We start from the raw sequence: 14,553 nt of genomic DNA on the forward strand, positions 1-14,553 counted from the left end.
ACAAATTGTGATCACGAAAATATGCGCTTAGGTTAGCTTGCGCGCGACGATTTGCGCTCGCCGGTCGCTGCGTTCTCCGCGGCCCGGCTCATCAACGAGGCGTAATCATCGCCAAACAGCACCTGGCAGAAGCGAATCGCGGCCTGCACCTGCTGCTGCCGATAGGTGCGCACCTTGTGATCGGCGGCGCGCAGCGACTGCACCAGCTGCTCGGTCGAACGTTCGACATATTGCTGGAGGTCGGAATAGGTGCGCAGCGTCACCTCGTTGATCGCAAGCTCGCTCGCATAATTGCGGCAGGTCGCGACGAAATCGATCAGCGCCGCCGTTTCCTCCACCTCGGTGCTGTCGATCCGCGCACCCGGCGGAATGTCTTTCTCGGGGCGCTGGCGCAGGATGCGGCGAACGCGGCCGGGAACGCTGTCGATCTCGGATTGCAGCGCATTGGAGATGTCGGCCCGGATCGAGGTCAGTTGCTTGCCCCAGGCGGAATCGTTGCGCAGGTCGAGCTCGGTGCGCAGGCCGCGCACGCCGTCGTGCAACGCCTTGAGGTTGCCGGCAACATTGTCGAAATGGCCGCGCTTGATGTCCATGCGCAGGGTGGCGGCAACACAGGACAGGTCGTGCAGCGCAATCGTGACGGCAACGCCGTAAGGCGTCGCCGCGACGCGGATCTCGTCGTCGGACGCGGCAATCTTGATGGCGAGGCGGATGATCTGCCACGGGGCCGTCATCCGCTGCACCACGATCGACAGCGCGAAGGGCAGCATCTGCGGGGTCTGCAGCACCGGAATGTTGAGCGCCGACGTCACCGAGGCGATCTGGGGATCGCCGAAAGCGCGCAAGGTGCGCGGCAGCTTCTCGTTCAAGCCGGCGATGGCCTCCCGGACCTGAAGCACCGCTCCGATCGAATAGAGGTCCTCGATCACGTTGGGCGCGCCGACCCGGGCCAGCGCGCGCGACTTGTCGCCGCCGCCGGGACCGGTCAGCTCGAAAATGGCATCCGCAGCCACCCCCTGGAGCTTCTGCGCGAGGGCCTCGACCTGCCCCGCACTATCGGGGGGCATCCGCGCCAGCGCTGCCTCGAATTCGTTCACCTTGCCCGGTGCGCCGTCGCGGCCGAGCCATTGCCAGATCGGCTGGAGCGAGGTGCGGCGGATCTGCCCGACCCGCAGCGGGACGCCAGCCTCGATCAGGAACGGTTCCAACGCCTGGAACAGCAGCCGCGACAGATCGTCCGTGCGCGGCGGCGGGGCTTCATCGGCTTCGGACTTGCGGACGATCTTGCGCAACTGCTCGAGCACCAGGGTCGCGACAGCCGTGTCCTGGCCGCGCTCCAGCGCGCGCTCGAACTCCCGCATCAGCAGCGCCTGCGCCTGCGGCGGGAGCTGCGCGAGATATTCCCTCAGCCGCTCGATCGATGTCTGGCTCATGCGCCCGGGTAATGCACGGTAAAATGGCGGACATGGGATGGGTCCGGCGCGATCATAGGAGGCCCCCACTTAAGAAGCCGTTTAGGACGTCGGACCGAATCCCGCCAGTTTGCTGCGGCCGGGCATCGACGAGGACGAATAACCTCGTCGGAACAATGGATTACATGCCGGGAAGGACCAGTTCGGCGCGCAGGCCGCCGGTCGGCGCACCACCGAGCGAGAGGCTGCCGCCATAGAGCGCGGCGAGGTCGGTCACGATCGACAGCCCCAGACCCGAGCCGGGCTTGGACTCGTCGAGCCGCTGGCCGCGCCGCGAGACCTGCGCACGCTCGGCTTCCGACAGGCCGCGGCCGTCGTCATCGACGATGATCCGCAGCCGCGGGCCCACCCCCGCCTGGTGCGGCGGCTCCACGAGGACCTCGATGAAGACGCGCAAGGCCGCCCATTTGCAGGCATTGTCGACGAGATTGCCGACCATCTCCTCCAGATCCTGCCGCTCGCCGCGAAATTTTGCCGACGGATCGGCCTTGGCTTCGACGACGATGCCGCGGTCGCGATGGATCTTCTCCATGGTCCGCCGCAATGCCTCGATGGCCGGCGCCACTTCCGTCACGGTCGCGACCACCGAGACTCGCGCCGCGATACGCGCGCGCTCCAGGTGATGAGCGACCTGGTCGCGCATCACATCGGCCTGCTCCATCACCTTGGCCGCGAAGGGATCGGTGATGTGGGCGCCGGCCTCGTTGACGATGACCGAGAGCGGCGTCTTGATCGCGTGGGCGAGATTGCCGACATGGGTGCGCGCGCGCTCGACGATCTCGCGATTGGCATCGATCAGCGCGTTGGTCTCGCGCGCCAGCGGCGCGATCTCGACCGGGAATTCGCCCTCGAGCCGCTCCGCCCGCCCGGAACGGATGTCGGCGATCGATTCCGAGATGCGCTTGAGCGGTGCGAGGCCGAAGCGGACCTGGAACACGGTCGTCAGCAGCAGCACGATGCCGAGCGCGGTGAAGGTGCCGCCGAGATAATAGTCGAAGCTGCGCGTCTCGTCGAAAATCTCGGTGTCGTCGCCGGCGACGCTGACCAGAAACTTGCCGTCGGCGCCGAGATCGACGGGACGCTCGACCATGCGCAGATTCTGCCCCTCGGGCCCGTCGACATAGGCCAGCCGGATGCCGGCGGCGGTGAGCTCGGCGCCCTGCTCTTCCAGCTTCGGCAGCTTCTTGTCCCAGAGCGAGCGCGAGGAGCGCACCTCCGGCTTTTCGGTGTCGGTCCGCGTGATCTGCCAGTACCAGCCGGACAGCGGCAGCTCGAACAGTGGCTCGCCCAGCGACTGGAACTGGCGGTCGGGCGGCTCGTCGGGAGTTGCGACCTCGGCGATGAGGGTGCGGAGATAGAGATTGAGCCGCCTGTCGAAGGCGCGCTCGGTGGCGTTCTTGTAGACCGACGACAGCACCACGCCGGTGATGGCCAGGATCACCACGAGCCAGGCGGTCGCCGACAGGAACAGGCGGGTCGCAAGCGAACTAGCGGCCATCGGAAGGATCCCGGGAGGCGCAGGATGGCGGGGCGTCAGAGCTCATGACCGGACCAAGGCCCCTGCCGGGCTGCCCGTCAAGCCCCGGAACGCGTCAGGCGGCCGGCGGGGTCAGGAGATAGCCGAGGCCGCGGACGGTCTGGATGATGTCGACGTCGAGCTTCTTGCGGATGCGGCCGACGAACACCTCGATCGTATTGGAGTCGCGGTCGAAATCCTGATCGTAGAGGTGCTCGACCAGCTCGGTGCGCGAGACCACGCGCCCGGAATGGTGCATCAGGTAGGCCAGAAGCCGATATTCGTGCGAGGTCATCTTGACCGGGTTGCCTGACACGCTGACGCGGCCGGTCCTGGTGTCTAGCGTGACGGGACCGCAGCTCAGCTCGCTCTGCGCATGGCCGGTCGAGCGGCGCAGCAGCGCGCGGATGCGCGCCAGCACCTCCTCCAGATGGAACGGCTTTGCGACATAGTCGTCGGCGCCGGCATCGAAGCCCTGCACCTTGTCGCTCCAGCGGTCTCGCGCGGTGAGGATCAGGACCGGCATGGTGCGGCCGTTGCGGCGCCAGGCCTCCAGCACCGAGATGCCGTCCTTCTTCGGCAGGCCGATGTCGAGCACGACGGCATCATACGGCTCGTTGTCGCCGAGATAGTGCCCCTCCTCTCCGTCGAAGGCGCGATCGACGACATAGCCGGCGTCGGTCAACGCCTTGGTGAGCTGGCGATTGAGATCGGGGTCGTCCTCAACAACGAGCAGGCGCACGCTTCTCTCCAGACATAGGCCGCATCAACACCACACCAGATGAGCAATTCCGGCGTGAACTGAATATGAACGCGGGGAACCGGGCGCGTTACTTTTTGGTCATATACGATAGGTCAGCAGCCGATGCGACTGCGCCCGCCATGCGACCGGACGAGCCGGCAACATGGCGGGCGCAGTGTGCCGCGTGCCGCGGCAGGTCGGAAGGTCCGCCCTTCCCGTGAATTCGGCCGTCAGGTCCGGAAGAACACGAACCAGATGACGGCGAGGATCAGGATCGCAAGCCCGGTCGAGATGGCGAGCAATGCGGCAACTGACGGCCCAGGTTCGCCCTGACGCGCCTCGGTTGGTGTTTCGACGATCTGACGCTGCTCTCGCGTGGTTGCCATGATGCCCTCAATCTCTGCGTGTCGCCTCCGATGACCGCGACCTCCTCGCAGCCGTGTATGCGGAGCCAACGCCCGATCCGATGTGATGTTCCGGCTTTTGCCACCCGATCGGGACAGCAACCCCACGCCCTACGGCCGGTTAACGCAGTTGGAAGATTCAACGCCCGGCCTTGCTATGATTCGCTGTTTCCCGATGGTATCCTCGTAAGTCTGTCCTTGTTGCGTTTGGAGTAGCCCATGGCCCCCCGCGCCAATTGGAAGGGTTTTCTGCGTCTGTCGCTCGTGACCTGCCCGGTCGCGCTCTATCCGGCCACTTCGGATACGGAGAAGGTCTCTTTCAACCAGATCAACCGCAAGACCGGCCACCGGATCAAGTACCTCAAGGTCGATGCCGAGACCGGTGACGAGGTCACCTCCGAGGACATCGTCAAGGGCTACAAGGTCGACACCGACACCTATATCGAGGTCACCAAGGACGAGCTCGACGACATCGCGCTCGACTCGACCCACACGATCGATATCGACGAGTTCGTGCCGAAGGCCGACATCGACAACCGCTATCTGATCCGCCCCTATTATCTCGTGCCCGACGGCAAGGTCGGCCATGACGCCTATGCAGTGATCCGCGAGACCATCCGCAGCATGGACAAGGTCGCGATCGGCCGCGTGGTGCTGACCAACCGCGAGCACATCATCGCGCTGGAGCCGCTCGAAAGCGGGCTGATGGGCACGCTGCTGCGCTATCCCTACGAGGTCCGCAGCGAGACTGAATATTTCGACGACATCCAGGACGTGAAGCTGACCAGGGACATGCTCGACCTCGCCAAGCACATCGTCGAGAAGAAGTCCGGAGCATTCGAGCCCGAGCTGTTCGAGGACCATTACGAGACCGCGCTGATCGATCTCATCAACAAGAAGCGCAGTGGCGCCCCGATCACCGTCAAGGCCGCGCCGAAGAGCGGCGGCAACATCATCAACCTGATGGACGCGCTGAAGAAGAGCATCGCGAACGAGAAGGACGCCGCGCCTGCGGCGAAGGTCGCCAAGGAAGCAGCCAAAGCCAAGAAGCCCAAGAAGCGCGTCGCGGGCCAGCGCGAGATGCTGCTGCCGATCGCCGGCAAAGGCGGCAAGGACGCTGCTGCGAAGACGGCGACCAGGGAAGCGACCAGGGAAACTTCGAAGAAGGCCGACAAGCCGGTGCGCGCGCCTGCTCGGGCGAAGAAGGCCGGCTAGCCGCATCCCCCCGCGATTGCGCCGTGATGCCACCCCTCGCCGATCAGGCGGCCTGACATGCCCTGGTCGACGGCGTTCGACGACCCCGTTCGCGTGAGCAACAAGCGCCAGCTGCTGACGCTTCAGGAGGCGGCCGACTACATCATGCGGCTGCCCGAGGACGTCCAGCACGAGCCGCGCTGGCAGACCGCCATCGAGACCTTGATCAATGCGGCCGAGACGGGCGGCGGCTGGGTGATGTTCGCCCGCATCGCCATGTTGCGGGCGTTGAAGGCGGAGGACCGGCGCGGATGAGCGCGATGGTGTCCTTGCCGGCCCGTTGGCGAACAGGCTCAACAATCGGTTAAGCGGCCGCACGATCGCGCCCTGACGGGCGCTGCGCCCGCGCAGCCCGGCGGAGCCCTGCCGGTATGAATCCATTTGGACGGATCGATAGAACCTTAATTTAATGAATGCCGTCGTATGAGCAGGAACGCGTTCGCCGGGGCTTAATTCTTTTGGCGCGCATAAATACTTATTCGATCCTTTTGCAAGTCCGATAACGACGCGACCATACGTTGGATCGGATGAACGGGAGTTGGCAATGCGTTTGCTTAGGTCCTTCCTTGCCGATGAGAATGGTGCAACCGCGATCGAGTACGGCCTCATTGCCGCAGGCATCGCGCTGGCAATCATAACGGCCGTGAACACCATGGGCGGCGCCCTCCTCAACAACAAGTTTGTCGCGATCAGCACCGGGATAAAGTAGCCCGATCCACGATTTGGCCGGCCAACATCGGCGATATCGCCACGGCATGCGGCTTCCCCTGTCATTTCCAGACCGACGCGCCTGCAGCAGCGCGCCTGCGTGACGGCCCGCAGCAGCCCACCCATGTCCCGCGCGCGGGCCATGATCTGGGTCAACAGCATCAGAACGGCGATGTCTAAGCATGGAGGCCGTGTTTCCTCCCTGCCGGCCTGTTCATGCATCCAGACCTTCCGCACTCCCAACTGAAGATCCGCCGCGTCCGGCTCGATACCGGCCGCGAGAACGTGGTCGTCGTCTCCAGGCAGTCGAAGGCGCTGCGCGCCGAGATCTTCCGCGGCTTCAGCCGCGTCGAGCTGCGTCAGGGCAGCAAGGTCTTGCTCGCGACGTTGCTGATCACGGACGACGATACGCTGGTGGCCCCGGACGAGATCGGACTCTCTGAACCCGCGTTGCGGCGCTTCGCGCAAGGCGCCGGCACGCTGGTCACGGTCAGGCCCGCCGCGCCGCCGGAGAGCCTGGAAGCGGTGCGCGCGAAGATCCGCGGGCGAACCCTGAGCCAGGCCGAAATCGGCGCGATCATCAACGACCTCGCGCATTATCGCTACTCGGACATGGAGATCGCCGCCTTCCTGATCGGTTCGGCAAGCTTCATCACCAGCGACGAGCTGCTCGCCCTCACCGGGGCGATGGCCCAGGCCGGCACGCAGTTGGTGTGGCCGACGCCTGTCGTCGTCGACAAGCATTGCATCGGCGGCATTCCCGGCAATCGCACCTCGATGGTCGTGGTGCCGATCGTCGCCGCCCATGGCCTGCCGATGCCGAAGACTTCGTCGCGCGCCATCACTTCGCCTGCCGGCACCGCCGACACCATGGAGGTCCTGGCGCGGGTGAATGTCGGCGTCGAGGAGATGAAGGCGATCGTCTCGGCCTGCAACGGCTGCCTGATCTGGGGCGGGCACGTGAACCTGTCGCCGGCCGACGACGTCCTGATCTCGGTCGAGCGTCCGCTGTGCCTCGATACCCGCGAGCAGATGGTCGCCTCCATCATGTCCAAGAAGATCGCGGCAGGCTCGACGCATCTGTTGATCGACATTCCGGTCGGCCCGACCGCGAAGGTCACCAATGGCGTCGAGGCGATGAGGCTGCGCAAGCTGTTCGAATTCGTCGGCGACCGTTTCGGCCGCACGGTCGAGGTGATCACGACCGACGGACGCCAGCCGATCGGCAACGGCATCGGGCCGGTGCTCGAGGCCAATGACGTCATGGCCGTGCTCGGCAACGACAAGGACGCGCCGCGCGACCTGCGCGAGAAATCGCTCCGGCTCGCCGCCCATCTGCTGGAATACGATCCGAAGCTGCGCGGCGGCGCCGGCTATGCGAGGGCGCGCGAACTGCTCGACAGCGGCGCGGCGCTGAAGCAGATGCAGAAGATCATCGACGCCCAGGGTCCGTCGACATGCAGCAGCGAGCTCGGATCGCTCAGCTTCGACGTCAAGGCGGCGCATGACGGCACCGTGTCCGCGATCGACTGCCTGCGTCTGAACCGCCTCGCCCGCACCGCCGGCGCGCCGCTCGACAAGGGCGCCGGCATCCGCCTGTTCAAGAAGATCGGCGATCGCGTCGAGCAGGGCGAGCCACTCTATCGCGTCTACACGTTCGACCGCCCTGAGCACGATCTGGCCGCCGATGCCGCCACTGAGGAGACCGGGTTCGTCGTCAACGGTCATGACGCCCTGCAAGGCAAGTCAGCGTCGTGAGCACGATCGCGCTCCAGACACTGCCCGGCGGCAGCGATGCGGCGAAGCACCTCGCGGCGCGGCTTGGGCTTTCCTGCGGCGAGATCGCCGTGCATCGTTTTCCGGACGGCGAGCTGCGCGTTGCCGTCGCGCCGGCGACCGACACCACAATCCTCCATGCCCCGCTAGACCAACCCAACGACAAGCTGATCGCCCTGCTCTTCGCCGCGGAGGCGCTGCGACGCAACGGTGCGAAGCGGCTGGTCCTGGTCGCGCCCTATCTCTGCTACATGCGGCAGGATGCTGCATTTCATGCGGGCGAGGCCATCAGCCAGCGTGCCATGGGCAGTCTGCTTGCAACGACCGTGGATCGCATCGTCACCGTGGATGCGCACCTGCACCGCACCCCCGACATCAGGTCCGTCTTTCCAGGCATCGAAGCGGAGAACCTATCCGCCATGCCAGCGATCGCGAACGCGCTGGCCACAAGCGGCATCGACCCCGCGACTATCGTGATCGGGCCCGACATGGAGTCCGAGCCCTGGGTAAGCGACATCGCGAGCCGGCTGCGACTGCAGCACACGGTGGCGCGAAAGACGCGGCACGGCGATCGTTCCGTGGCCATCAGCTTTGCCGATCCCGGCCTGCTCTCGGGACGGCCGGCGCTCCTGGTGGACGACATCGTCTCGTCCGGGACCACGCTGATGGCCGCGGCGAAGGCCCTGACGGCGATGGGCGCCACCTCCGTCGATGCGGTCATCACGCACGCGCTGTTTCCGCCTGCGATGATCGGTGCATTCACCGAAGCCGGCATCCGCTCGATCCGCTCGACCGACAGCGTGCCGCATCCGACCAACGCGATTGCGCTCGACGAGAGTCTCGCGGCCGCCTTGCGGTCCGAGCTGACCACGATACATCTTCCGGAGACGACGCCATGAGCATCACCGTTCGATTTTGCGGCGCCGCCCGCACCGTGACCGGTTCGAGCTATCTGTTCCAGACCGCGACCGGCCGCTTCCTGGTCGATTGCGGCCTGTTCCAGGGCCAGAAGACGCTGAAGGAGCTCAACTACGGTGCCTTTCCGTTCCGCCCCGCCGATATCGATGCCGTGCTGCTCACGCACGCCCATATCGACCATAGCGGCCTGTTGCCGAAGCTCGTGCGCGCAGGATTCGACGGACCGATCCTGGCAACGCGCGGCACGATCGATCTTTGCTCCTATATGCTGCCCGACGCCGGCAGCATCCAGGAATCGGAAGTCACGCAGCTCAACCGTCGCAACGCCTCGCGCGGGCGCAAGGAGGTTCAGCCGATCTACACGCAGGCCGACGCCATCGCATCGCTGCAATCGTTTCGCGCCGTCGACTATGAACGCTGGACCGACGTGATCCCGGGCGTCCGCGCGCGCTACTGGAACGCCGGCCATCTGCTCGGCTCGGCCTCGATCGAGCTCGAAATCGCCGAACGGGGCGCGCCACGCCCGCTGCGCGTGCTGCTGTCCGGCGATGTCGGGCCGGAGGCCAAGCTGCTGCAGCCCGATCCCGAAGCGCCGGCCGATTTCGACTACGTCATCTCGGAAGCAACCTACGGCGACCGGCTGCGCGAGGCCACCACACCTGATCTCCGCCGCAAGCACCTCGCGGCCGAGGTGCGCGATGCCGCGACGGCCGGCGGCGCGCTGTTGATGCCTGCCTTCGCGGTCGAGCGCACCCAGGAACTGATCGTCGACCTCGTCGACCTGATGGAGCACGGCGAGATTCCGACCGCACCGATCTTCCTCGACTCTCCGCTCGCGATCCGCGCCACCGAAGTGTTCCGCCGCCATGCCGAGAGCCTCGACCCATCCGTCGACGCTGCGCGCCTGCTCAACTCGCCGCATCTCAAATTCACCGAGACCGCGGACGAGAGCAAGGCGATCATGCGCCTGTCCGGATTCCATATCATCATCGCCGCGAGCGGCATGTGCGATGCCGGCCGCATTCGCCATCATCTGAAGCGCTGGCTGTGGAACGAGCGCGCGACCGTGCTGCTCGCCGGCTTCCAGGCCAACGGCACGCTCGGCCGCTTTCTCCAGAACGGAGCCAAGGCCGTGCGGATCCAGGGCGAGGAGATCAAGGTCGCGGCCCGCATCCGCATGATCGACGAATATTCGGGCCATGCCGACGGCGCCGGCATCGCCAGCTGGATCGCGGCGCGCCGGCCCATCGCCCGCGGGCTGTTCCTGGTCCATGGTGAGGAAGGCGCGATCGCGGGCCTCGCCGAACGCGTCGCCGAGCGCATCGTTCCGGCGGCCAGGGTCTACCAGCCGATGCTCGACGATATCTACGAGCTCGCCGCTGCCGAACCGCGCGTGCTCGACGTCGATCACCGCCGGCGGCTCGCACCGGAGGCCGTGACCCGTCTCGACTGGCACAACGAGATGTCGGAGCTCATGCTCGACATCAACGACAGGGTTGGGGCAGCCGCCGACGACCGCGCCCGCGGCGTCATCATCCGAAGGCTGCGCCGCGCGCTGGAGGAGAAGGCGTAGCGGGAGGCTGAATGACGTTTGACCGCAAAGCGTCGCACACTCGTCGTTGCGGAGTGCGGAAGCGAGCGTGCGGCCATAGTGCGTCTGTCTCGTGTCCCGGACGCGCTGCAGCGTTCTTTGATGCATGGGCCCCGGCTCTGCAGCGCACCACGCCGCGAAGACGCGGCGCGTTGCGCTGCGTCCGGGGCACGAGACCGTTTTTTTTGCGAGAGACGATAGACATGGCTGCTCATCCTCGCGGCTGGTTTCGCCCGAGCTTTGCTGTCTTCTTCCGCCCTCGTCAAAAGCAAGGGCGCAGGGAAGGCCGGGCGCCGGCTGGCACCCGAAGTCCCGCGTGTGCTCAAGAAGCGCGCACGGGGTGGACGACAGGTGTGCCGGTCGCCCGGCCTTCCCTGCGCGATGGTTTTCACGGTGTCCTTCGTGCTCTCCTCGGGGAGCGATGCACTATTGCCCCCGTCGCCTTGCGGGAATGATCGATGCGCGCCGGTTGGCGCGACATCACCGCAGGACTTGACGCACAGACCCCGGGCGTCAGGACCACACGACTTCTCCGTCCGCGCACATCCCCATTCGCATTCCCGATTGCTGGCGTGCGCTCGCCATCGAGACTGGACAGAGACGCTGTCAGCGCCGTGTCGTATCGCGCCTGTCGCCGCTCACGGGTTTCCCCGCCCTGCAACCAACATGACGCGCCGACGCCGTCGCGGCCACCGCATCCCGGCCCGCGTCCCGTGACGATCGCGAAACGCCCCTTGTGGCGGGCGGGATGTTTCGGCTTGTACGGGAAAACGGAATTTCTGTAAATACGAATATTTTGACGCGAGGGGGTGGACCCACCGCTGGTGTGTTTTGCCCGTCGGGCAACACAACGAATGGTGGTTGGGGTGGTGGAGCGCCCCGAAACCCGCGCTCCTTCCGAAAATCAAGCTGTTCTCAAGAAAAACAGGAGGCCCTCGGAAGAGCTTCGTCAAGCCGGAACCGGCATCCCGGCCTACAGATGAGATCGTCTGCCGTTCGCCCCGGCAATACCGCCGCACGGCCCATTTCGATCACGCAAAGCGAGTGCACATGGCTGTCACAGCAAATTTTTCTGCCGGAATCCTCAGCGTCGTTGGCAACGGCCACAACAACACGGTCTTGTTGGGCCGCAACGCAGCCGGGACGATCGTTGTCAACCATGGCACGGTCGCAATCAAGGGTGGCCCCGCGACGGTCGCCAACACCAAATTGATCCAGGCCTTCGGCCTCGACGGCAACGACATCATCACGATAGACGAGAGCAACGGCGCGATGCCTGCGGCGAACCTGTTCGGCGGCGCGGGCAACGATACGCTGACCGGCGGATCCGCTGGCGACATGCTGTTCGGCCAGTCCGGTCACGACACGCTGTTCGGCAAGGGCGGCAACGATTTGCTGTTCGGCGGCTCCGGCAATGACGTGCTGATCGGCGGCGACGGTAACGACCAGATGTTCGGCGAAGCGGGCAACGACCGCATGATCTGGAACCCCGGCGACGACAGCGACCTGATGGAAGGCGGCGAAGGCATCGACACCGCCGAGGTGAACGGCGGCAACGGCGGCGAGACCTTCGCCATCACGGCCAACGGCACACGCGTGCGCTTCGACCGGGTCGATGTGGCCCCGTTCTCGCTGGACATCGGCACCACCGAGAACCTCGTGCTCAAGGCCGGCGGCGGCGACGACGTCGTCACCGCAACTGGCAATCTCGCCGCACTGATCAATCTGACGATCGACGGCGGGGCCGGCAACGACACGATCCTCGGCGGCAACGGCGCGGACCGCCTGCTGGGCGGCGATGGCAACGACTTCATCGACGGCAATCAAGGCAACGACACCGCCCTGCTCGGCGCCGGCAACGACACCTTCCAGTGGGATCCCGGCGACGGCAGCGACAAGGTCGAAGGACAGGCCGGCACCGACACCCTGTTGTTCAACGGCTCGAACATCGGTGAGGAGATCACCCTGTCCGCTGCCCATGACGGACGCACGCTGCTGACCCGCAATGTCGGCAACATCACGATGGACCTCGACGGCATCGAAACCGTCACCATCAACGCGCAGGGCGGCAGCGACAACATCGTCGTCAGCGACCTGACGAGAACCGACGTCAGGCAGGTCAATATCGATCTCGGATCAGGCGGCACCGGAGACGGGGCGGCCGATACCGTGACGCTCGAAGGCGCCCGCAGCGCCGATACCATCGAGGTGTCCGGCTCCGGCAATTCGGTTGCGATCACGGGATTGCCGGCCGATGTCGCCATCACCAGTGCGGAAGGCGCGAACGATGCGCTTCTCATCCAAGGCCTCGGCGGCAACGACACGATCTCGGCGGCGGCATTGGTCGCAGGGATCGTGCACCTGACGATCGATAGCGGCGCCGGCAACGATACGATCCTCGGCAGCGCCGGCAACGACACGCTGATCGGCGGCGACGGCAATGATTTCATCGACGGCAACCAGGGCAACGACGTCGCCCTGCTGGGCGCCGGCAACGATATCGTCCAGTGGAATCCGGGCGACGGCAGCGACACCGTCGAGGGCGGCACCGGCGTCGACGCGCTGCGGTTCTTCGGCGCCAACATTGCCGAGAACATCGCCATTGCCGCCAACGGCGATCGCGCGCTGCTGACGCGCGATGTCGCAAACATCACGATGGACCTGCACGGGGTCGAGCAGGTCGATATCCACGCGCTGGGCGGGAGCGATCATGTCACGGTCGGTGATCTGACCGGCACCGACGTGACGCGGGTGAACATCGACCTCGGCGGTTCGGCCGGAACGCCCGACGGCGCCGTCGATACCGTCGCGGTCGATGCGACCCAGGGGGCCGATACGTTCGGCGTCAGCGGCAATGCCGCCGGCGTCACGGTGTTCGGCCTGCACGCGGCCAGCCACCTGACCGCAATGGACGCAACCGATCAGCTGACGCTCAATGGCCTTGCCGGCGACGACACCATCGACGCCAGCGGGCTCGCCGCCGGCGTGCTGCAGCTGACGATCAACGGCGGCATCGGTAACGACACCATCATTGGCAGCCAGGGCGACGACCTGATCAACGGCGGCGACGGCAACGATGTCGCGCTGATGGGCGCGGGCAATGACACCTTCGTCTGGAATCCGGGCGACGACAACGACACGATCGAGGGCCAGGCCGGCAGCGACACCCTGCTGTTCAACGGCGCCAACATCGCGGAAACCATCAACATCTTCGCCAACGGCGCCCGCGCCGAGCTGACGCGCGACGTCGCCTCAATCACGATGGACACGGGCGGCGTCGAGACGATCGCGTTCAATGCCCGCGGCGGCGCCGACAAGATCATTGTCGGCGACATGAGCGGCACCGACGTGACGCAGGTGAAGATCGACCTTGGCGGCGTCCCCGGCACTCCCGGCGGCGACGGCGCGGCCGACAACATCGTGATCAACGGCACCACCGGCGACGACGTCATCACGCTGTCGCTCAACAGCAACGGCGCGCTGGTGATCGACGGCCTGGCAAGCCAAATGGTGATCGAGAATTTCGACTTCAACGACACCATCACCATCAACGGCCTCAGCGGCGACGACGTGATCGAGGCGTCGGGCGTCGGCCCCGGCGGGCCGCATCTGGTCTTCGACGGCGGTGGCGGCGACGACGTGCTCATCGGCAGCGCCGGCAACGACACGCTGCTCGGCGGGGTCGGCGACGATGTGCTGATCGGCGGCGGCGGCCTCGACGTGCTGGATGGCGGTCCCGGCGACAATGTCGTGATTCAATCGCTGCTCGCCCAAGCAAGCTTCCATGCGGGCACGCTGGTCTGAGCCGACGAGGCGCGCTTCGCCCGGCGCCGGCAGGTCTTGCCTGTCGGGCCACGCAGCCGAATACCGCCCGGATGGCGCAGCGCGCTGTCCGGACCATGACGCTTTGACGGCAAGGCTGGTCCTGATACTCTGTCCGCGTCGTGGTTCGGCGGGCCATGCCATCGATCGTTGAACCTGAGCCGCCGAAAGGATGCGGATGAGACGCGTGACGCTCCTGGCTCTCGGCCTCATGTTTGTCGTCGCATGGCCGCACCAGAACGCGAGAAGCCAGACTTCGGTCGCCCCGCCGGTTTCGCTTGCTGCGCCCGATGCGTCGCCGCGTCCGGGTGCCACCAAGCCGGCACGCGTGACGACAAACAGGGCTCCGC

11 protein-coding genes are annotated in these 14,553 nt (G+C 65.9%); 7 read left to right on the forward strand and 4 right to left on the reverse strand.

Features of this window, described 5'->3' with window-relative positions; genetic code table 11:
- Window positions 1–32: 32 nt before the first annotated feature.
- The 4 genes from GGD62_RS18485 to GGD62_RS18500 all read right to left on the reverse strand — a co-directional run bounded on the left by GGD62_RS18485 (window position 33) and on the right by GGD62_RS18500 (window position 4,116).
- On the reverse strand, window positions 33–1,433 hold the full coding sequence (locus GGD62_RS18485; RefSeq protein WP_179734108.1) for a hypothetical protein: 1,401 nt from the start codon (window positions 1,431–1,433) through the stop codon (window positions 33–35).
- 160 nt (window positions 1,434–1,593) lie between these two features.
- The gene (locus GGD62_RS18490) at window positions 1,594–2,970 is read right to left on the reverse strand and encodes a sensor histidine kinase (RefSeq protein WP_018315822.1); all 1,377 of its coding nucleotides are present in this window, start codon (window positions 2,968–2,970) and stop codon (window positions 1,594–1,596) included.
- A 94-nt stretch (window positions 2,971–3,064) separates the two neighbouring features.
- Window positions 3,065–3,730 carry a response regulator transcription factor gene (locus GGD62_RS18495; RefSeq protein ID WP_018315821.1) on the reverse strand — a complete coding sequence of 222 codons (666 nt, stop codon included), beginning with the start codon at window positions 3,728–3,730 and terminating at the stop codon, window positions 3,065–3,067.
- A 230-nt stretch (window positions 3,731–3,960) separates the two neighbouring features.
- Complete coding sequence (locus GGD62_RS18500) at window positions 3,961–4,116, reverse strand: hypothetical protein (RefSeq protein WP_018315820.1); 156 nt, start codon at window positions 4,114–4,116, stop codon at window positions 3,961–3,963.
- A gap of 237 nt (window positions 4,117–4,353) precedes the next feature.
- Between GGD62_RS18500 and GGD62_RS18505 the strand changes: the two genes are divergently transcribed.
- From GGD62_RS18505 to GGD62_RS18535, 7 genes are all read left to right on the forward strand, one after another.
- Window positions 4,354–5,349, forward strand: a complete 996-nt coding sequence (locus GGD62_RS18505) for a Ku protein (protein ID WP_183709372.1) — start codon at window positions 4,354–4,356, stop codon at window positions 5,347–5,349.
- 57 nt (window positions 5,350–5,406) lie between these two features.
- Window positions 5,407–5,643, forward strand: a complete 237-nt coding sequence (locus GGD62_RS18510; protein WP_183709374.1) for a hypothetical protein — start codon at window positions 5,407–5,409, stop codon at window positions 5,641–5,643.
- A 289-nt stretch (window positions 5,644–5,932) separates the two neighbouring features.
- On the forward strand, window positions 5,933–6,097 hold the full coding sequence (locus GGD62_RS18515; protein ID WP_018315817.1) for a Flp family type IVb pilin: 165 nt from the start codon (window positions 5,933–5,935) through the stop codon (window positions 6,095–6,097).
- Window positions 6,098–6,312: 215 nt separating this feature from the next.
- Window positions 6,313–7,854, forward strand: coding sequence for a thymidine phosphorylase family protein (locus tag GGD62_RS18520; RefSeq protein ID WP_183709376.1), 1,542 nt, complete (start codon window positions 6,313–6,315; stop codon window positions 7,852–7,854).
- Window positions 7,851–8,771, forward strand: a complete 921-nt coding sequence (locus GGD62_RS18525; RefSeq protein WP_183709378.1) for a ribose-phosphate pyrophosphokinase — start codon at window positions 7,851–7,853, stop codon at window positions 8,769–8,771. Before GGD62_RS18520 ends, GGD62_RS18525 begins: the two co-directional genes overlap by 4 nt.
- On the forward strand, window positions 8,768–10,363 hold the full coding sequence (locus GGD62_RS18530; RefSeq protein ID WP_183709380.1) for an MBL fold metallo-hydrolase: 1,596 nt from the start codon (window positions 8,768–8,770) through the stop codon (window positions 10,361–10,363). The genes GGD62_RS18525 and GGD62_RS18530 overlap by 4 nt, the downstream gene beginning before the upstream one ends.
- 1,068 nt (window positions 10,364–11,431) lie before the next feature.
- The gene (locus GGD62_RS18535; RefSeq protein WP_183709382.1) at window positions 11,432–14,185 is read left to right on the forward strand and encodes a calcium-binding protein; all 2,754 of its coding nucleotides are present in this window, start codon (window positions 11,432–11,434) and stop codon (window positions 14,183–14,185) included.
- Window positions 14,186–14,553 lie beyond the last annotated feature (368 nt).

The sequence above is a fragment of the Bradyrhizobium sp. ERR14 genome, from assembly GCF_014198235.1.
GTDB lineage: Bacteria > Pseudomonadota > Alphaproteobacteria > Rhizobiales > Xanthobacteraceae > Bradyrhizobium.

Bases quoted from the DNA above. Each gene is read 5' to 3' on its own strand.
- GGD62_RS18485 (WP_179734108.1), bottom strand. From the start codon at position 1,433: ATGAGCCAGACATCGATCGAGCGGCTGAGGGAATATCTCGCGCAGCTC.
- GGD62_RS18490 (WP_018315822.1), bottom strand. From the start codon at position 2,970: ATGGCCGCTAGTTCGCTTGCGACCCGCCTGTTCCTGTCGGCGACCGCC.
- GGD62_RS18500 (WP_018315820.1), bottom strand. From the start codon at position 4,116: ATGGCAACCACGCGAGAGCAGCGTCAGATCGTCGAAACACCAACCGAG.
- GGD62_RS18505 (WP_183709372.1), top strand. From the start codon at position 4,354: ATGGCCCCCCGCGCCAATTGGAAGGGTTTTCTGCGTCTGTCGCTCGTG.
- GGD62_RS18510 (WP_183709374.1), top strand. From the start codon at position 5,407: ATGCCCTGGTCGACGGCGTTCGACGACCCCGTTCGCGTGAGCAACAAG.
- GGD62_RS18515 (WP_018315817.1), top strand. From the start codon at position 5,933: ATGCGTTTGCTTAGGTCCTTCCTTGCCGATGAGAATGGTGCAACCGCG.
- GGD62_RS18520 (WP_183709376.1), top strand. From the start codon at position 6,313: ATGCATCCAGACCTTCCGCACTCCCAACTGAAGATCCGCCGCGTCCGG.
- GGD62_RS18530 (WP_183709380.1), top strand. From the start codon at position 8,768: ATGAGCATCACCGTTCGATTTTGCGGCGCCGCCCGCACCGTGACCGGT.
- GGD62_RS18535 (WP_183709382.1), top strand. From the start codon at position 11,432: ATGGCTGTCACAGCAAATTTTTCTGCCGGAATCCTCAGCGTCGTTGGC.